This is a genomic window from Selenomonadales bacterium (assembly GCA_018335585.1).
Taxonomy (GTDB): domain Bacteria; phylum Bacillota; class UBA994; order UBA994; family UBA994; genus UBA994.
This window is the reverse complement of sequence record JAGXRZ010000051.1, coordinates 1-18,421: the sequence shown is the minus strand read 5'-3', so window position 1 is coordinate 18,421 and position 18,421 is coordinate 1. Positions and strand designations below refer to the sequence as shown.

Here is an 18,421-nt window from a genome sequence, read left to right as displayed (position 1 = left end):
AGGAAACTAAGTTGCGTACCAAGTACCTAATCTTGTTTATGCTGATACTCGCCTTAATCGGCGGGGCGGCATACTATTCCTATCGGCCGCTGTCCGAGGACATTACGTTTGGTCTCGACATCCGCGGCGGTATCTCCGTGCTCTTAGAGGCAGTGCCCTCAGAAGAAGTGCCCGAGATTAACGACGATGCCATGACCAGAGCGGTCGCCATCCTCAGTCAGCGCGTCAACGCTTTAGGTGTCGTAGAGCCTGAGGTCGTGCGCGAAGGCGAGCGCCGCATTCGCATCTCTTTGCCAGAGTATGAAGACCAAGAGTCGGTACTCGAAGTAATCGGCACTACTGCCGTACTAAGATTTACAGACATTAACGGCAATGTCATCCTCACCGGCGACAGCTTGCGCGACGCACGCGAAGACCTCGATGAGCAGCGGCGCGGCGTGGTCAACATTAGGCTAGACGACGAGGGCGGCCGCAAGATGCGCGAGTTTACCGGCAAAAACATCGGCCAACGACTCGTCATCACTCTAGACGAAGCGGTTATATCTGCCCCCACCATCGAGGGCGAGGTAGGCGTAGAGGGCTCGATCACCGGCTTAGGTTCTTTGGCCGAAGCGCGTAGCTTAGCCATTATGCTGCGGTCCGGCGCCCTGCCGGTAGACCTAGAAGTGCGCGACTTCCGCGGCGTGGGCCCCACACTCGGGCAGGCTTCGCTAGATAAGAGCGTTCTAGCCGGTTTAATTGGACTTGGACTGGTCGTGTTGTTTATGCTGGTAGTCTACCGTGGCTTCGGCGTAGCGGCTAACTTCGCTCTAGTAGTTTACACACTTATCGTATTATGGGGATTAGCCGCAATTAACGCCACAATTACTCTTCCGGGCGTTGCCGGTATAGTGTTAGGTATAGGTATGGCTGTCGACGCAAACGTGATTATTTTCGAGCGAGTTAAAGAAGAGCTCCGCACCGGGCGGTCGCTTAGGGCATCTATAGGTGCAGGCTTCACGCGTGCCCTGTGGACAGTTTTTGACGCTAACATTACAACCCTAATCGGCACAGCGGTGTTGTACTATTTTGGCACAGGCCCAATCCGCGGGTTTGCTGTAACGCTTAGTATGAGTATCGTCGTCAGCATGTTTACGGCTCTGACCATAACTCGCCTGTTCCTCGTGCTGATGCTAAACTCCTCGCTTATAAAGACGCAGCACTCCCTTCTGTCAGGAGGAGCCAAGAAATGAAATTAAACTTCGATATTATCGGCAAGCGCCGTCACTTCTACAAAGTATCGGCCGTTATCTTAGTCGTCGGCGTGGTTCTGCTGCTGACCCGCGGCCTAAATCTTGGCATCGACTTTTTAAGCGGCACCCTGCTAGAGATTGACCTTAAAACATCCTTTACCATTGCCGAGGTCAATGAAGTCGTAGATGCGCACCTAGAAAAGTACCAAGTACGCGATGTACGCGAGGGCGGACAGACGACGACCCTAGTGCAAATTCGCACTTCCCAGACCGACCCACAGAAGCTGGCCACGGCTATTGAAGCCGTCAGCGCTAAGTGGAAAGAAGCCGAGCATATCTCGACGTCTAGCGTCGATGCCGTGTTTAGCATTGAGCTGGCACGCAATGCCTTTATCGCCTTGGTACTCGCCTCGATTGGCATGCTTATCTACATTGCCCTCCGGTTCGAGGTGAAGTTCGCCGTGGCAGCCGTCATTGCTCTGCTGCACGACGTATTCGTGGTATTGTCAATCTTCGCCTTGCTCCGCATAGAAGTTAACAGCGAGTTCGTAGCGGGCATTCTCGCTATTGTCGGCTACTCCATTAATGACACCATCGTCGTATTTGACCGTATCCGCGAGAATCTCAACAAGCAAAAGCGCCAAGGTGACTTTGAAAAGCTCGTCAATACCAGCATCATGGAGACCTTGTGGCGCTCCCTCAACACATCGATTACCACGCTCCTCGCTATCGGAGCTGTCCTGCTAATCGGTGGCGTAACTTTGCGCCCGCTAGCCTTTGCCTTAGTCATTGGCATTATAGCCGGAACGTACTCCTCTATTTTTATGGCTAGCTCCATTTGGGTAGACTGGAAAGAGGCCGAGCTGGCTAGAGGCGCGGTACGGAGAGCTTAGGAACGGTAAAGCGGCCGGAATTCTCCGGCCGCTTTTGCTGGCTTTTGGTTAGGATTGTTCGGTGTTTAGCACAATCGTCACAGCCTCTACGCGTGAGCCGTCCATAGACTTTACCGTGAACTGCAGGTCGTTTATCATTACGCAGTCGCCTGACGCGGGAACGGTGCCTAGACTATACATAATCATGCCGCCGACAGTGTCGTATTCTCCATCAGGTAGGTCGCGCCCGATAACCTCTGAGGCATCGCGGATGTTTAGGGTGCCAGACATTTCAATCGTGTTGTCGTCAACGTAGGTGAAGTCGGGCAGCTCGTCCTCGTCGTATTCGTCGGCAATGTCGCCCATAATCTCTTCAACCAAGTCTTCTAAAGTAATCAAACCTGCCGTTCCGCCATATTCATCTACAACTATGGCCATGTGTAGCTTCTTGCGCTTAAACTCTGCTAAGAGCTCGCTAACCCGCTTAAACTCCGGTACAAAATACGGCGGTCGAAGCAGCGGCCTTACGTCGAAGGGGTCCGGTGGTTCCAAGCCAAGTAGGTCTTTGGCGTGCAGTACACCCACAATGTCGTCAATGCCGTTGTCGTACACAGGTACACGGGAGTAGCCGTCTCGCTTAAGAATCTCTAGTAGCGCCGGATAAGTAATGCGCACGCTCACGCGCACAATCTCCGTACGCGGCGTCATCACGTCCTTAACCAGAGTATCGCCAAACTCAATCACGCTGGTTATCATTTCTTTTTCTTCGACTTCTAAGATTCCCTCTTCTTGACCTACGGTGACGAGTGTGCGCAGCTCTTCTTCGCTAAATGTTGGCGTAGAAGTACGAAAGTGCCCGCCGAGTAAGGTAAGTAGGAGCTTGGAGATACTCTCAAGCACTATGGCGAGTGGATTAAAGAGTGCAAAGAAGACGGAAAGCAAGCCGGAGTAGCGCAGCGAAATACGCTGATTGTGGTGTAAGCCGAATGTCTTGGGAGAGATTTCGCCGAAGATGAGAATAACTAAGGTCATAACGACTGTGGCGATGCCAAGCCCCGCGCCTTCGCCAAACAGGTTAATGGCGAGAAAGGTGGCTACCGAGGTGGCCGCGATATTTACCATATTATTGCCGATAAGAATTGTACTGAGCAGTCGACCGGGGTTACTAAGCAGCCGTTCAATGCGCTTCGCGCCTTTTGCGCCCTCATCTACGAGGTGCCGCACACGCAGCCTGCCTAAAGACATAAGGGCAGTCTCCATGGCCGAAAAATAAGCCGACATAATTAGTAGGGCCATTAGCGCTACTAAATGCCATAAGTACGAGTCCATTAAGGCGAACACTCCTCCTCAACTTCTGCACCAAGTATACCCTAGCGCGAGGGTGTTGCATAGTGGACGCGGCGTGCTAGAGGAAGTGCCTAGTGCCTAGTGCTCAGTGCTCAGTAGAGCCGTGTCGCAGTGGAACCACTGCTCACCGCTCACAGCCCTAAAGCCTAACGCCTAACGCCTAAGCCCCGCCCCTAGTTCACGATTCACGATTCACGATTGCCCCACAGCTCACAGCCCACAGTGCTCCCACAAGCGACAAGCGACAAGCGACAAGCGACAAGCAACAATTGACAGGAGATTATCATGCAACTTACTTCCTACAGGGACTTTCAACTGGACAAGTTTCAGCAGCAAGCGATGGAGTATATCGCCGCGGGTCGTTCCGTAATCGTCTGTGCTCCTACCGGCGTCGGGAAGACGCTAGTGGCAGACTTCTTGGTCGACCAATCCTTACAGAGAGGGCACAAGATTGTCTACACGGCGCCAATCAAGGCTTTAAGCAACCAGAAGTACAAGGAGTTTAAGCTGCGCTTTGGCGAAGAGCGGGTAGGCATTGTCACGGGCGACGTCAGCATTAACCCGCGCGGCGATTGCCTAGTGATGACGACCGAGATATTCCGCAACATGGTTTTGGCCAAAGAGCCTTTTGTCGCGGATATCTCCCACGTTATTTTTGACGAAATCCACTACATCGACAGCGACCGCGGCGTCGCTTGGGAAGAGAGCCTTATTTTTGCCCCGCCGCATATCCGCGTGCTCGGGCTTTCGGCTACCATCGGCAACCTCGCGGAGCTCGTGGGCTGGCTGTCGACAGTGCGCGGTGAAGAGTTTGCCGAGGTCGTGGAGCTTAAGCGCGCCGTGCCGCTAATGCACCACTTCTACCTGCTTGACGCGAGCGGCAAGCGCATTATGCGGCCGATGAGCAACACCGAGCCGCCGCCGTTTGTGGCCGACGCAAAGATTACCCACCTCGACTTAATTAAAGCCATTAAAGGCAGCTACCTGCCTGCGCTGTTTTTTGTCTTTAGCAGGCGGCAGTGCGCCGCTAACGCGCGCGACACGTCACTGGCGTTGCAGCTGCTTTCCAAGCGCGAGCTAGCCGAGGTAGAAGCGGTGCTTGCCCGCTACGGCGAAGTCTCCGGGTTAGCTAAGAGCGGGGACTACCGCCTGCTAAGGAGCGTCCTCCGCCGCGGCGTCGGGTATCACCACGCCGGGCTCTTGCCTGTACTTAAAGACATGGTAGAGGAGCTGTTTGCACAGAAGCTTATAAAAGTCCTCTACTGCACCGAGACCTTCTCTGTCGGCATTAACTACCCGGTGCGCGCGGTATGCTTTGACGGCCAGCGCAAGTTCGACGGCAAGAGCGTGCGGCCGCTTAAGGCGCAGGAGTACTTCCAAATGGCGGGACGGGCCGGCAGGCGCGGCATGGACGAAGCGGGCTATGTGTTTACGCTTGTGTCGGACTACCGCACGCGTTTAGAGAACTACGCAAAGCTTGAAATAGAGCGGCTCAATAGCCAGTTTAAGCTTACTTTCAACAGCGTCCTAAACTTAATTAAGTACGTAGCGCCCGAGGACCAAGAGAAAGCGCTTACTTTGAGTTTTGCCAGCTACCTCGCAGACATTGACAGGAGAGGCGTGTTAGCGCGCTACCGCGAGGTCGAAGCAGAAAGCCAGGCCTTAGTGCAGCAAGGCTGTCCCGCCATTAACGACCCTGCTTGCCCCGTGACGCGGCGGCAACTCCAGAACAGGCTGACGAGCTACGAGAAACTACTTACGCGTAGATCCAAAGAAGACACAGACCTTGCCGAGCGCTGCAAAACACTGCGCACGTTGCTCGACAGCACGCCTGAGAAGCGGTGTTCGTCCAAAAAACGCAGCAAATGCCGTTCCCTCAAGAAGCAGTATAACCAAGTTCTGCACCGCGTGAGCTTAGTACAAGCCGAGCTAGACCGCCTGCCACCAGCCAACACCTTTGTCGCCGAGTTTGCCCGCCGCCGGGAGACACTAGGGCGCCTTAAATACATCGACGCCGATACGCTGCTGCCGCGCGGCGAGATGGCGGCGCAGATCTATATTCAGGAGCTCCTCATTACCGAGCTAATCTTTGCGGGTATGCTCGAGGACTTGACCGAGCCCGAGATTGTAGCCTTGCTGCTCGGAGTGGATTATCCCTGGCGCAAGTTTGACACAGTTCTCCCCTGCGAAGAGCTTAAGCTTCAGAAGTGGTGGCAGTTCATAAACCGCTTTGCTAGCGAGCGCGCGCAGGCGGAAGTTGTGTACTCCGGCTACCTTTCGCCCATCGGCTACCTGTGGGCCAAGGGGGAGGACCTCTACACCATTCTTAACCAGTGCAATCTCGACGAAGGGGACATTGTAGCGTTGCTGCGACGCGAGATTGACCTGCTGCGCCAGATGCGCCACGCCCTGCGGGAAGTCCCACACCTAACCGCGAAGCTCTCGCGCTGCATTAACCTAATTGACCGCGACCTAGTACGAGTAGAGCTATAGCTATGCGCGACCGGCCCTCCCCTAATCATTTTTTTCACCGGACTGGCAACACTAACGGTGAAGTGGTTGGTGGGAGGTTTTGTTATGCCTAAGGAGTATCACCGTTTGGTGCGACACAACGAAAACGAGATTCTGTTCCTGGCGGTAGAGCTATCTGTGCTGGCGGCTGTGAGCCCTACCTCACTGCACTTGCACGCGGAGGGACTACGGGGTACAGGCAAGACGAGTATTTTGCGGGCGGCGCGCGATGTGTTGCCGAGTATTACGCGTATCGTTAACTGCATCTACAACTGCGACCCGGCTGCCCCACACTGCCCGGAGCATCGCGGCTTAGGGCAGGAAGATGTCGCGGCGCTCGGGCAAGAGCGCATCGCCATGCCTTACTTAGAAATCTCCCACTCCGCCAAAATGGCGACCGTAGTCGGCAGCCTAGACCTTAAGCGCCTCACCGACAAGCGTGCTCCCGAAGCGGCGATGTTGCCGGGCATTCTCGCGCAAGCGCACCGCGGCGTCGTGTTTATCGATGAAATAAACAGGCTCGCCGACACAAACCCCGAGATTGCCGATGTGCTCCTCGATGTCATGGGCACTAAGCCGGGGCGTCTGCAGATTGAGGAGGCCGGTCTACCGCGCGTGGAACTCCCGGTAAAAGTGACGGTCTGGGCGGCCTCTAATCCTGACGAAGACCCGGGGCCGCTTGACGGCATTCGGCGCCAGCTATCCGACCGCTTCGACCTCTCGGTCGGAGTCAAGCGTCCGTCAGACACGCGAGTACTGGCCCAGATTTTGCTCCTAGGTGACGAAGCACACCACTCTGCGCGCCAAGTCGCGCCGCGAGCAAACGCTAAACGTACGGAAGCTGTGGCACCGCCCGTGGAACTGCCGCCACCTATGGTCGATGTCGTGGCAAATCTCTTTGTGGAGTTTGGGTTAGAGAGCATTCGTGCGGCGGAGTCCATTCTTGTTGCCGCGCGCATGCATTGTGTGCGACGCGAGGCGCGGCGGGTTGAGTTAAGCGACATCTGCACCGGCGCGTCACTAGCCTTGCGCCACCGCGTAGCGCCGGAAGTGCTGTCGGAAATACTGGCGCAGCTTAGGCAGAAGGGGCAAGGGGCATCGTCGGCTATCCCACATCGACAGCAGGGCAGTTTGCCGCGGGACGCCATGCCCGAACCCACAAAAACGGCAGGTGGTTTGTTCAGTCGGTTGCGCGAGGTCTTTAAGGAACCGGCGTCCATCGCGCGCGTCCCGAGTGTCGGTACCTATACCCCGGAAGGCAACGTATCCGCGCTGCAACAGACATATGATTTAAGAGCTATGGGGTCTGCGGAGCCCGCATTAGGCGACTCGCCCGTTGTCGCCCCGCCGCTACCTGCCAAGCGCCTAGCCGATGTTCCCGTGGCTACCCGCGTGCAAACGGAAGAGGACCTCTGCAAAAGATGAACGCGCACTTGCCCCTAGTAAAAAAACTTGCCGCTGTACTTAGCATAGAACAGGGCTGCCGCCTTGGCGAGACGGCGGTCGTCAGCCGCAAAGTACACACCATTACTTCGCACAAGCCGGACACGGTGCACGTGATGCGCGACGCTGATGCCGGTCGCGTGTTTTATCGGCGACCAAAAGCTAATGAAGTGCTCCATGTAGACGTGTTTCATTCACTAAGTGAAGTCTCGCCCCAGGTTGTAGCGAAAGCAGCATGTCTTGCCGTGGAACGGTACGGGCAGCAAACCCACATAGACCACCGCGAACTGGCGCACTTTATCGACTTGCAGACAGCGGCAGGGGGAGGGAGAGCGACCGGCAGGCTGACCTTTGGGCAGCGCGATACCCTAAAGCAGGCGCACCAGAATCACGTGCACCTCACCCTGCTCCTAGCGGAGCGCGACCTCGCGCTAATCTTCTTGCTCGTCGAGGAAGTAGAACGTGCCCTGATTGAGACAGGGGTCGAACTGAGGAAGATAGAGCGGGTAGTTCACGCCCACGCTAACGCCGGTCTTGCCCAAGACCTTGACTCCTACAGAGCCGCCTCAGACTCCTTTCTTCTGCCCGCGCGGCCGGCCAAAGAAGGCGGAGAGAAGGCCGACACTTACGCTCTGCAGCTAGCCCACCTAGCCGACCTACTGGAGGAGATGGAAGATATTTCGGAGCTGCGGCATCTCCTTTACACCATGCACCCCGCCGTAAACAGCAGGGGCGTGCCCATGCCGGCTAGCGCCGCCGTGTCTCGCTTGTTTCAGGTGCGGTTGGCAGAAACATGGACCAAGCTTAAGGGCTATGGCTACGTGGAAGGCAAGGACGAGCGCTACCTGCTCTCGCTCTCGGGAATGCGCCTGTACGAGTCTCTGGCACACTCTACACGGCAGTTAGAATGCGACCTTAAGTATTACCACCGCCTCGGTCGTCAGGCTGCGCTAGCCGCAGCCAAACACGGTTACGGGCGCGTGAACAATCACCGCCGCGCAGCGCGCGGCTATCAGGCGCGCCCGCACCGCATAGAAGGCGAACGCGAGCTCGCCTTGGTGCCGACAATCTCGGCTAGCTTGTACGATGCCTTTAAGGCCCAGCGCGCTTGGCGCGTTCTGGAGCAGCACTTGCACTTTCAGGCTAAGACAGCTCGGCAGCGTCTAGACATCTGCCTGTTGATTGACGCTAGCGCCAGTATGATGGGGCGGCGCATGAAAGCGGCTAAGGAGCTGGCGCGACAGTTGGTACATGCTACGGACGACCGCCTCTCGGTTATCTACTTTCAAGAAGACCGCGTGGAATTGGCGGTGCCCTTTACCCGTAACCAGATTCTCTTAAAGAACGGACTGCGGTCGATTAAACCAAGCGGCCTGACACCGCTGGCACTAGGGCTGCTTAGGGCTTCGCAGTACCTCAGCAAACACTCATGCCGCGAGCGCTCGCTGCTTATCGTTATTACTGACGGCATCCCCACCATGGCCATGTCCGCCGGTGACCCCATGGAAGAAGTGCTGCAGCAAGCCAAAGACATCGGCAAGCGACGCCTTAACCTCTGCTGCGTGGGGCTACAGCCAAACCAGCGGCTGCTCTGCCGCATAGCGGAAGCAGCGGGGGGGAGTGTGCATGTAATCGACGAGATTACCGCTCCGCTGCTCTTGTCGATTGTAGAGCAAGAGCGAAGGGCGGCCCTCGCCTCGCGCACGTAACAGGGAAGGAGTTTCCGTTCGGCAAGGCGAACTCTATACATGCACACGAGACAATCAGTGCTGCCTGGCACTGATTCTCATTTTGTCAGAAGGGGGACGCCATGAACAGCCGCCTGCATCCTGTCTTAACGCGCATTTTGCACCAGCGGGGGCTTACGACAGAACAGGAGGTTCTGCGCTTCCTGTTCCCGGATTTCTCCCACGAACACGACCCCTTTCTGCTCCAAGGCATGGACGCGGCAGTGCAGAGGCTACTGGCAGCACGTGAGCGCCAAGAGAAAGTAATGGTGCACGGCGACTACGACGCGGACGGCATTACCGCCGCCGCCCTAATGTATAAGGCACTGGCGTCCATGGGGATTAAGACCTATGTTTACATACCATCCCGCGAGGACGGCTATGGCCTGCAGTCGGAAGGACTTCTGCTGGCCAGAGAGAAAGGGTGTACGGTAGTCGTTACGGTCGACTGCGGGACTACCGCTGTGAACGAAGCCGAGGAAGCGCTTGCGCTTGGCCTAGACCTGATTATTACCGACCACCATACGCCCGGCGACGTCTTGCCGCGCGCGGTTGCGCTCATTAACCCGCGCCTTAGCACGTGCGGGTATCCCGGCAAAGAACTGGCGGGCGTCGGCGTGGCCTATAAGTTAGCGTGCGCTCTCCTAGGCGAGAAGGCACGCGCTTTCCTAGACCTAGTCGCCGTGGGCACGGTGGCCGATGTGGCACCGCTCGTGGGCGAGAACAGGCTGTATGTGCAAAAGGGGCTGCAGCTTTTAAGAACCCCCGCGCTGGGCTTTTCCGCTCTTATGCAGGTGGCCGGGGTGCAGCCCGCAGGTATACGAGCGGGGCATATAGCGTTCGCACTAGCACCGCGCCTTAACGCCGCCGGCCGGATTGCCGATGCCTCACTCCCCCTGCAACTGCTCCTTACCTCCGATGAAAACAAAGCGGCGGCAATTGCCGAGGAACTAAACGAGCTTAACCGCGAGCGCCAGCGCCTCGAACAGAGCGTGCTGACAGAAGCCCTCGCTTTGGTCGATACCAGGGAAAAAGCCATTGTTCTGTCGGCGCCAAATTGGCCGCACGGCGTGGTCGGCATCGTCGCCGCACGCTTGGTAGAGAAGTACTACCGCCCGGTAATCTTGTTGTGCCAAGGAGAGCAGGGAGAGTGGCGAGGCTCAGGGCGCAGTGTGCAGGGTTTTGACCTTGTGGCGGGACTTAGGCGCTGTGCCGATAAGCTAACAAAATGCGGCGGGCACAGCCTAGCAGCCGGCCTGACTCTTACTGACGAACACTTGGCGGGCTTTAGGGCTGCATTCCTGGCGGTGGCCAACGAAATACCTGAGGCAGTACTCGTGCCCCGCGTCAGAATCGATGCCGAGTTAGATGTTGCGGACGCGACCGCCGATTTGGCTGCGGCCATCGAGCTCTTGGCCCCGTTTGGGGTAGGGAATCCGGAGCCCGTGTTTGGCGGCAAAAATCTCACCCTTACCGAGAAGCGCCTTGTCGGCAAAGCACAGGAGCACCTGCGCATTATGTGGGCGTCGACAGAAGGAAGGACGGGCGCGGGCATTATGTTTAGAGCCGCCGAGCGCGCTGTCGATTTGGCGGTGGGGGACCGGCTAAGCATTGCCTTTCGCCTAGGTACCGACGAGTATCGCGGGCAAACACAGGTGTCCTTTCGCCTGCAGGACATTAAAGTCGGCGCCGAGTGGTGGGCGATAATGTCGCCTCTCCTTTCCGACGCACACTTTGTTCGCCTGCCGCAAGCAGTAAAGTCCGCGTTCTTTACGCCGCCGCATCTCTTTACGCCACTCTACTTGCGGCGTAAGGGCGCGCAGTTTGAAGTTCACCCCAAACTCGCCTTAGACGAAGCCGACGCGTGTGTCGTAGTTGCTCCTGCTTGCTCTTTTGCCGAGGCGGATGTAATGTATAATGGTACAGGGCAGTGTGCCCTACTTGTGCCTGACCGCAGGGCCCTCTTGGCTATGTACCGCTTTATGGCCAGCCGCCAAAGCTTTACGCCCGCGCAGTTTGCGGAGGAGTTTAGGCTCCCGCAGGCTGTAGCCCTAAGCGTCGCAGCTGCCGCGCTTAGGATTTATGCGGAGCTCAACTTGCTTGTGTATAGCTTCGATGGCGTCGCCGTGCACTGCACGGTTCAACCTATAACTAAGCAGGATTTGTCTCAGTCAGCTACCTTTGTGGCGCTTGCCGCTTGGAGCAAACAAGGAGGTTAAGTTATGTCGGGTTTAGGTCTCGGTCAAGGTCTTATGCACAAGATTAGGGATATCCCAGATTTTCCGAAGCCAGGGATTCTGTTTCGGGACATTACGACGCTGTTAAAGGACGGGCCCGCGCTGCGGCAAGCGATAGACGACTTTGCCGTGCTCTGCCGCGACATCGAGTTTGACCTCGTGGTAGCGCCGGAGGCGCGCGGCTTCATTGTGGGCGTACCCCTGGCGTATAGCTTGCACAAGGGTTTTGTGCCGGTGCGCAAAGCCGGTAAGCTGCCGGCGAAGACGCGTCGCGCTAGTTATACGCTTGAGTATGGTGAGGACAAACTCGAAATCCACGAGGACGCCATCGCGGCAGGCACGCGCGTCCTAGTGGTTGACGACTTGTTGGCTACGGGCGGCACTATTCGCTCCACGGTAGACTTAGTGGAGTCGTTAGGCGGCAAGGTCGTAGGTGCAGCGTTTCTTATCGAGTTAACCGCCCTAGATGGGCGAAAGTTGCTCGGCGGGTATCCCGTTTTCTCTTTGATTCAGTATTAAGCAGTATTAAGGCAGCAATGTTCGGCGCGGGGGCGTGAGTATGGACAAGGCGGAGCTCTTTGAGACTCTGGTAGCTCGGGTGAAAACACACAGCCCGCAAGCCGATGTGGCGGTGCTTAGGCGGGCTTTTGACTTTGCCGAGCGTGCCCATGCCGGGCAGCTTAGGGAGTCCGGCGACGAATATATCGGTCACCCGCTAGAGGTAGCTCTCATCTTAGCCGACATCCATATGGATATGGAGACGCTCTCGGCAGCCATTTTACACGATGTAGCTGAAGATACAGAGGTTGACTTAGCTCAAGTGGCACAGGAGTTTGGCCCGCGCGTCGCCAAACTGGTAGACGGCGTAACGAAGCTCTCGCGGCTTGAGTACACCAGTAGGCAGGAGCAGCAGGCCGAATCCTTGCGCAAGATGTTTCTCGCCATGGCCGAAGACTTGCGGGTAGTGCTCATAAAGCTTGCGGACCGCTTGCACAATATGCGCACGCTTAAGTTTAGGCCGCCCGTCAAGCAAAAGGCCACCGCCAAAGAGACGCTAGATATTTACGCCCCCTTGGCGAACCGCCTCGGTATCAGCAGTATGCAGTGGGAACTTGAAGACCTGGCCTTTCGTTATCTAGAGCCCACCGCCTACCACGACATTGCGGCGCGCGTCTCGGCTAGGCGCGAAGACAGGCAGGCCGTGATTGCCGAGGTGCTCGATGCTTTGCGCGGCCAGTTAGCCGACGCAGGCATTAGAGCTGACGTGAGCGGACGATCTAAGCATTTCTACAGCATCTACAAAAAAATGCAGGCAGGCAAAAGCTTTGAGGAGATTTACGACCTGACGGCACTGCGCGTCATCGTCGACACAGTCAGCGACTGCTACGCCGTCCTTGGCATAGTGCATAACCTCTGGCACCCTATCCCCGGGCGCATCAAAGACTATATCGGCACGCCTAAGCCCAATATGTACCAGAGCCTGCACACTACGGTAGTAGGCGAGCGCGGTCAGCCACTCGAGTTTCAGATTAGGACTGTGGCTATGCATCAGGTTGCCGAACACGGCATTGCCGCGCACTGGAAGTATAAGGAGGGCGGCAGGCTAGAGAAGAGCCTAATTGACAAACTTACCTGGCTGCGCTCCATCCTCGAGTGGCAGCAGGAACTTCCGGGCGCCGACGAGTTCGTGGACGGCATTAAGATGGATTTGTTTACCGATGAAGTGTTCGTATTTACGCCCAAAGGAGACGTCATCGACTTGCCGGTAGGTTCAGTGCCGCTAGACTTTGCTTACCGCGTGCACACTGATGTTGGGCACCGTTGTGTAGGCGCAAAGGTCAATGGGCGCATGGTGCCGCTAACTCATGAGCTAAAGACCGGCGATATCGTGGAGATAGTTACTTCCAAGCAGGCGAGCGGGCCGAGCCGGGACTGGATGAAGTTAGTGCGCACGCCGCAGGCCCGCAGCAAAATCCGCCAGTGGTTTAGAAAAGAGCAGAAGGCGGAGAACATCGAGCGGGGACGCGAGATGCTGCAGCGCGAACTGCGGCGCCTGCTCTTACCGGTGGACGAACTGCTGGTAGAGGCCTACTTGGAGGAGGCGGCAGAGCACTTAAACTACGTGTCCGACGAAGATCTGTTAGCGGCACTTGGTTATGGCGCCGTCAGTTTGGTGCAGGTGGTAAACCGCCTCACGGCAGCGCACGCGCGCGCTAAGCCGCAGGAGGCACCTCTGCCTGTGCTGCCACCTAGTGCTCCTACTGAGCTTTTCGCCGAAGTACAGGTAGTTGGGCTTGAGAATGCCCTGCTAAAGTTTGCGAAGTGCTGCAACCCTCTTCCCGGAGATGAGATAATCGGCTTTGTCACGCGCGGGCGCGGAGTCACGGTACACACCAGTACTTGCCCTAATGTGCCGTCGCTGCAGCGGGAGAAGGAGAGGCTAATTTCCGTCAGTTGGGGTAACCAGACGGCGCCGGGTTATCCCGTGCGGGTAGAGCTTATCGGCATGGACAGGCCCGGGCTTTTGGCAGACGTGGTGCACTCTTTGGCCGAGTACAAGACAAACATCGCCGCCATGCAGGCGCGCGCCACAAAAGAACAGGAAGCGCACGTGAGTTTTACGATTGTCGTCAAGGACCTGATTCACCTCGAACGGGTGCTGTCGCGCTTACGCAAGCTGCGCGACGTGTTTACCGTGCGGCGTGTAACGTACGTTACTCCACACAGAGAGGGCGAGAGCAGTGCGAGCGGTAGTACAACGAGTTAGTCGGGCGAAAGTAAGCGTAGCGGGCGAAGCAGTGGCAAGCATCGGCTCGGGTCTGTTGGTGCTCGTTGGCGTAGCGCAGACAGATGCCGCAAGCGATGCGCAGTTTCTTGCCGAGAAGGTCGCGGGCCTGCGCATCTTCCCTGACAGTGAGGGCAAGATGAACCTCTGCGTAACGGAGGCGGGCGGCGAAGTGCTGGCGGTGTCGCAGTTTACGCTGCTTGGCGACTGCCGCCGCGGCAAACGCCCGAGCTTCTCGGCCGCAGCGGAGGGAAGCGCAGCTGTCGCCCTGTTTGATAGATTTGTCGCCGAGCTCTGCGGCAGGGTAGGCAGTGTGCAGACCGGCGTGTTTGGGGCCATGATGGAGGTTGAGCTAGTAAATTCTGGGCCGGTGACGCTACTACTCGATAGCGCGCGGCAGTTTTAACGGAGGACTGAGATGAAAGTACTGACATGCCCTGTCGGAAGTTTACAGACGAATTGCTACATAGTCGTGCACGAAAACTCTGCTGCTGTCATTGACCCGGGAGCAGATGAGGGCAGCATTATGGCACTTTTAGCCGGCGAAGGGGCCGCAGTAAAGAGCATTGTGCTTACACATGGTCACGCCGACCATGTGGCGGCGGCTGCCGCGCTGAAGCGCCTAACGGGGGCGCCTATCTTGGCCCATCCGGCGGACAGCTATCTTTTGCGCGCGACGGAGAATATGATTGCCAGAGCTTTAGGCCTAACCGAGGTCATCGTGCCCGATGTAGACCTGTCGGACGCTAAGTCGGTCAGCTTGGCAGGTATAGAATTTGCCGTGCTGGCTACGCCCGGCCATACACCCGGCTCCTGCTGTCTGTATAATGCCAAGGAACAGGTCCTGTTTTCGGGCGACACGTTGTTTCGCGGGAGCATCGGCCGTTCGGACCTGCAAGGTGGTGACGCCAAAACCCTCGCGCGTTCGTTAGCACGCCTGAAGGAACTGCCGGCGGAGGTAGAGGTCTACCCCGGGCACGGTCCAGCCACGACCATCGGCAAAGAGAGGATGAGCAACCGCTATTGGTGAGCAAGCCGTACGGAGATTTAGTCGGGGTGCGCCCGGGAAAACTAGCGGACAGCATGCTCGCACTTGGTTTCCCTGCCGCGGAAGTGGCGCATCGCTTGGTGCTTGAGCGCGGGGTGGACCCTGTGCGCGCGCGTCTCTTGGTAGAAATAGCGCTTACGCAGCAGGCTATACTTGCGCCGTTTAAGGGGCGCCAAGAGCTTGTGGCAATGTACGTAAGTATTCCTTTTTGCCCGTCGCGCTGCGCCTACTGCAGTTTCCCCAGCCACAGCCTAGAGCAGTACCGGCGCGCAAAGAGAGAGCAGTACTTAGTTGGACTGCTGCGCGAGATAGAAGCTGTCGCCGAGGCCATGGATAACTGCGGGCTCCTGCTCTCTGCCCTCTACATTGGCGGGGGTACACCTACTACGCTCGAGGCGTCCCAGATTGGCGTATTGCTGCCGGCACTCGCGGCATGTCCTACGTGGGAGCGGCCAAGGGAAGCCACCTTTGAAGCCGGTCGCCCGGACACGCTAGACGAGGGCAAGCTAGACGCAATCCCGCGCGACTACCGCCTTTCCATCAACCCACAGAGCATGCACGACCGAACCCTTCTGGCCATCGGGCGGCGCCATTCGGCCACAGACGTGCGGGAAAGCTTTGCGCTGGCGCGGCAGCTAGGTTTTAACAACATCAATATGGACCTAATTGTCGGCTTGCCGGGGGAGACTCCCGCCGACATCGCCGCGAGTCTAGAGCAGGTACTAGACCTAGAGCCTGAGAGCGTGACGCTGCACATGTTTTCCCCAAAGCGCGCCTCGCGCTTTGGCGGGGGCGAGGCGTGGGAGCGCATGAGCGACGCGGATGCCCGTGCGGCGAGCGATTTGGCCGTGGGTAAGCTGCGGCCTGCCATGCACCCGTACTACCTCTACCGCCAGCGCGCTATTCTAGGCGGACTAGAGAACACCGGGTGGAGTCGGCCGGGGCGGGAGTGCTTGTATAATGTTATGATGATTGCCGAAACGCACGGGGTTATCGGCGTAGGTGCGGGAGCCAACAGCATCTTTCCGGTGCCGGGCCAAGAGTGGCAGCGTCACGCGAACCCCAAAGATGCGGCCCTCTACCTGCAGCGTTTGCCCGAGCTAATTAAAGAAAAGCGCGCACTGCTTAGCGCATGGAGGAAGAAAGATGATTCTTAAGCGTAGTTATGCCGGTCACGTGGACAGCGGCAGGGTGGGAGAGGAGATTAGGCTGTGCGGCTGGGTGGCTAAGCGCCGCGACCTCGGCGGGCTAATTTTCGTCGACCTGCGCGACATCAGCGGCATCGTGCAGGTGGTTTTTTCCCCGGACGAAAAGGACGTACATATGGCGGCCGAGTCATTGCGCGGTGAGTACGTAATCGAGGTCACGGGACGCGTGGCCTTGCGGCCGGAGGAGGGCATTAATCGCCATATGGCGACGGGTGAGGTAGAAGTGAGGGCAAGCCGGCTCATCGTGTTTAACGCAGCCAAGACCCCGCCCTTCTACATTCAGGCGGAGCTTAAAGCGGACGAGAGCTTGCGCCTGCGCTACCGCTACCTAGATTTAAGGCGCCCGGAGCTCCAGGGCGCGCTTGTGCTGCGGCACAAAGTCGCCATGGCCGCGCGGAAGTTTCTTGACGGCGAGGGTTTCCTCGAAATAGAAACGCCGCAGCTTACGCGGTCTACGCCCGAGGGCGCGCGTGACTATGTGGTGCCGAGCCGCGTCAATCCAGGCCTGTTTTATGCGCTACCGCAGTCGCCGCAGCTCTTTAAGCAGCTCTTAATGGTCGCGGGTTATGACAAATACTTTCAGCTCGCGCGCTGCTTCCGCGACGAGGACCTGCGCGCCGACCGGCAGCCCGAGTTTACCCAAATAGATATAGAAATGTCTTTCGTCAGCGAGGCAGACGTGCAGGCGATGACCGAAGGCTTGATTGCTCACATTTCGGAGCAGGCTTTAGGGCAGAAAGTCGAGCTTCCTTTCCCGCGCCTTACTTACCGCGAGGCGATGGACCGCTTTGGCTCAGATAAGCCTGATACCCGCTTTGGCTTGGAACTAGTCGATGTGACCGATGTGGTAGTGGGGTGTGACTTCAAAGTTTTTGCAGAAGCAGCTAAGAGCGGAACCGTGCGTGCGCTTAACGCCAAAGGCTGTGGCGGCTACAGCCGCAAGGACATCGATTGGCTAAGCGAAATAGCCGGGAAATACGGCGCCAAAGGGCTAGGGTGGATGGCCGTAGAACCAACCGGCATCCGCTCGCCGATTGCCAAGTTCCTAAGTACAGAAGTGCTTGACAACCTCGTCGCGCGGCTTACCGCCGAGCCGGGAGACCTGCTCTTGTTCGTAGCCGGCAAACCTAAAGTGGTGCTTACATCACTTGGGGCGGTGAGGCTGCAGTTAGGTGAGCAATTGGGCTTAAAGAAGAGCGGGCAGTTCAATTACCTGTGGGTAACCGAGTTTCCGCTCCTAGAGTGGGACGAAGACGAACGCCGCTTTGCCGCGTGTCATCATCCCTTTACCTCGCCGCTGCCCGAGGACTTAGGAAAACTAGACAGTGCGCCGGCAGAAGCCCGCGCGCGCGCTTACGACCTTGTGCTTAACGGGGTAGAGCTTGGCGGCGGCAGCATCCGCATTCACAGCCGCGAGCTGCAAGAGCGCATGTTCGCCTGCCTCGGCCTCACGCCCGAGGAATGCACGGAGAAGTTCGGCTTTTTGCTGGAAGCCTTCGAGTACGGCACACCGCCGCACGGCGGCATCGCCTTAGGCCTCGACCGTTTGGTCATGCTGCTCGCCGGGCGCGACTCCATCCGCGACTGCATCGCTTTCCCCAAAACCACAAGCGCCCAGTGCCTGATGACCTCCGCGCCAAACCGCGTGCCGGAGAAGCTGTTGCGGGAACTGTCGCTGAGGGACGTCAGACCGTGCTCAAACGGGAGTTGTAGCAGATGATAATTGCGTGGTTAACCGAGTATTTCGCGGAAAATGACGATGCGAACCCGGTTCGGCCAGAGCACAAAAGAAATGGCTACCGCCTTACTAGCCAGTTCCTTGAGTATCCGTTCCACGCCGAGCAGCGAAATCGCCCGCTTGAGGTTATACCCTAAAAATGCCAAAGAAGCCTCCGCTCTGACTGACTCTAACCCACGAGTCAGAAAGTACGTGAACCCCATGCTTCGTTTTAGGGTGCCAAAGACATGTTCGATGATTGCCTGTCGTGTCGCGTAGAGTGCTCTGTTCGCC

At 57.5% G+C, this 18,421-nt stretch carries 14 protein-coding genes; 12 read left to right on the top strand and 2 right to left on the bottom strand.

All coding sequences use genetic code 11. The annotated features are described in order from the left end of the window. The first annotated feature begins 11 nt into the window (after positions 1–11). Positions 12–1,232 carry a protein translocase subunit SecD gene (gene secD, locus KGZ66_09580; protein MBS3985830.1) on the top strand — a complete coding sequence of 407 codons (1,221 nt, stop codon included), beginning with the start codon at positions 12–14 and terminating at the stop codon, positions 1,230–1,232. After that, on the top strand, positions 1,229–2,125 hold the full coding sequence (gene secF / locus KGZ66_09575) for a protein translocase subunit SecF (GenBank protein ID MBS3985829.1): 897 nt from the start codon (positions 1,229–1,231) through the stop codon (positions 2,123–2,125). The genes secD and secF overlap by 4 nt, the downstream gene beginning before the upstream one ends. A gap of 48 nt (positions 2,126–2,173) precedes the next feature. On the opposite strand, the gene KGZ66_09570 is transcribed toward secF, so the two are convergent. Then, the gene (locus tag KGZ66_09570; GenBank protein MBS3985828.1) at positions 2,174–3,433 is read right to left on the bottom strand and encodes an HlyC/CorC family transporter; all 1,260 of its coding nucleotides are present in this window, start codon (positions 3,431–3,433) and stop codon (positions 2,174–2,176) included. A 303-nt stretch (positions 3,434–3,736) separates the two neighbouring features. Here KGZ66_09570 and KGZ66_09565 point away from each other — a divergent pair, with 303 nt between their 5' ends. The 10 genes from KGZ66_09565 to aspS all read left to right on the top strand — a co-directional run bounded on the left by KGZ66_09565 (position 3,737) and on the right by aspS (position 18,130). Then, positions 3,737–5,944 carry a DEAD/DEAH box helicase gene (locus tag KGZ66_09565; GenBank protein MBS3985827.1) on the top strand — a complete coding sequence of 736 codons (2,208 nt, stop codon included), beginning with the start codon at positions 3,737–3,739 and terminating at the stop codon, positions 5,942–5,944. Between the two features lie 84 nt (positions 5,945–6,028). Continuing rightward, positions 6,029–7,387 (top strand): magnesium chelatase, encoded by a 1,359-nt coding sequence (locus KGZ66_09560; protein MBS3985826.1) that lies wholly within the window; start codon positions 6,029–6,031, stop codon positions 7,385–7,387. Then, a complete protein-coding gene (locus KGZ66_09555) occupies positions 7,384–9,114 on the top strand; it encodes a VWA domain-containing protein (GenBank protein MBS3985825.1) in 1,731 nt (576 codons plus the stop codon). Before KGZ66_09560 ends, KGZ66_09555 begins: the two co-directional genes overlap by 4 nt. Before the next feature lie 101 nt (positions 9,115–9,215). Next, positions 9,216–11,351 carry a single-stranded-DNA-specific exonuclease RecJ gene (gene recJ, locus KGZ66_09550; protein ID MBS3985824.1) on the top strand — a complete coding sequence of 712 codons (2,136 nt, stop codon included), beginning with the start codon at positions 9,216–9,218 and terminating at the stop codon, positions 11,349–11,351. Between the two features lie 33 nt (positions 11,352–11,384). Next, the gene (locus tag KGZ66_09545) at positions 11,385–11,888 is read left to right on the top strand and encodes an adenine phosphoribosyltransferase (GenBank protein MBS3985823.1); all 504 of its coding nucleotides are present in this window, start codon (positions 11,385–11,387) and stop codon (positions 11,886–11,888) included. Positions 11,889–11,928: 40 nt separating this feature from the next. Then, positions 11,929–14,136, top strand: coding sequence for a bifunctional (p)ppGpp synthetase/guanosine-3',5'-bis(diphosphate) 3'-pyrophosphohydrolase (locus KGZ66_09540; protein ID MBS3985822.1), 2,208 nt, complete (start codon positions 11,929–11,931; stop codon positions 14,134–14,136). Further along, a complete protein-coding gene (gene dtd, locus KGZ66_09535) occupies positions 14,111–14,560 on the top strand; it encodes a D-tyrosyl-tRNA(Tyr) deacylase (protein MBS3985821.1) in 450 nt (149 codons plus the stop codon). The genes KGZ66_09540 and dtd overlap by 26 nt, the downstream gene beginning before the upstream one ends. A gap of 12 nt (positions 14,561–14,572) precedes the next feature. After that, a complete protein-coding gene (locus tag KGZ66_09530) occupies positions 14,573–15,184 on the top strand; it encodes an MBL fold metallo-hydrolase (GenBank protein MBS3985820.1) in 612 nt (203 codons plus the stop codon). Continuing rightward, positions 15,181–16,359, top strand: a complete 1,179-nt coding sequence (gene hemZ, locus KGZ66_09525; protein MBS3985819.1) for a coproporphyrinogen dehydrogenase HemZ — start codon at positions 15,181–15,183, stop codon at positions 16,357–16,359. The genes KGZ66_09530 and hemZ overlap by 4 nt, the downstream gene beginning before the upstream one ends. Beyond that, positions 16,349–18,130, top strand: coding sequence for an aspartate--tRNA ligase (gene aspS, locus KGZ66_09520; GenBank protein MBS3985818.1), 1,782 nt, complete (start codon positions 16,349–16,351; stop codon positions 18,128–18,130). Before hemZ ends, aspS begins: the two co-directional genes overlap by 11 nt. Before the next feature lie 11 nt (positions 18,131–18,141). On the opposite strand, the gene KGZ66_09515 is transcribed toward aspS, so the two are convergent. Continuing rightward, on the bottom strand, positions 18,142–18,421 hold a 280-nt coding region (locus KGZ66_09515; GenBank protein ID MBS3985817.1), incomplete at its 5' end, for a transposase.

What these genes read in the sequence shown, in the direction of transcription:
- KGZ66_09545 (MBS3985823.1), top strand. Translation starts at nt 11,385, where the DNA reads ATGCACAAGATTAGGGATATCCCAGATTTTCCGAAGCCAGGGATTCTG.
- KGZ66_09570 (MBS3985828.1), bottom strand. Translation starts at nt 3,433, where the DNA reads ATGGACTCGTACTTATGGCATTTAGTAGCGCTAATGGCCCTACTAATT.
- KGZ66_09555 (MBS3985825.1), top strand. Translation starts at nt 7,384, where the DNA reads ATGAACGCGCACTTGCCCCTAGTAAAAAAACTTGCCGCTGTACTTAGC.
- recJ (MBS3985824.1), top strand. Translation starts at nt 9,216, where the DNA reads ATGAACAGCCGCCTGCATCCTGTCTTAACGCGCATTTTGCACCAGCGG.
- KGZ66_09560 (MBS3985826.1), top strand. Translation starts at nt 6,029, where the DNA reads ATGCCTAAGGAGTATCACCGTTTGGTGCGACACAACGAAAACGAGATT.
- secF (MBS3985829.1), top strand. Translation starts at nt 1,229, where the DNA reads ATGAAATTAAACTTCGATATTATCGGCAAGCGCCGTCACTTCTACAAA.
- KGZ66_09530 (MBS3985820.1), top strand. Translation starts at nt 14,573, where the DNA reads ATGAAAGTACTGACATGCCCTGTCGGAAGTTTACAGACGAATTGCTAC.
- KGZ66_09565 (MBS3985827.1), top strand. Translation starts at nt 3,737, where the DNA reads ATGCAACTTACTTCCTACAGGGACTTTCAACTGGACAAGTTTCAGCAG.
- KGZ66_09540 (MBS3985822.1), top strand. Translation starts at nt 11,929, where the DNA reads ATGGACAAGGCGGAGCTCTTTGAGACTCTGGTAGCTCGGGTGAAAACA.
- aspS (MBS3985818.1), top strand. Translation starts at nt 16,349, where the DNA reads ATGATTCTTAAGCGTAGTTATGCCGGTCACGTGGACAGCGGCAGGGTG.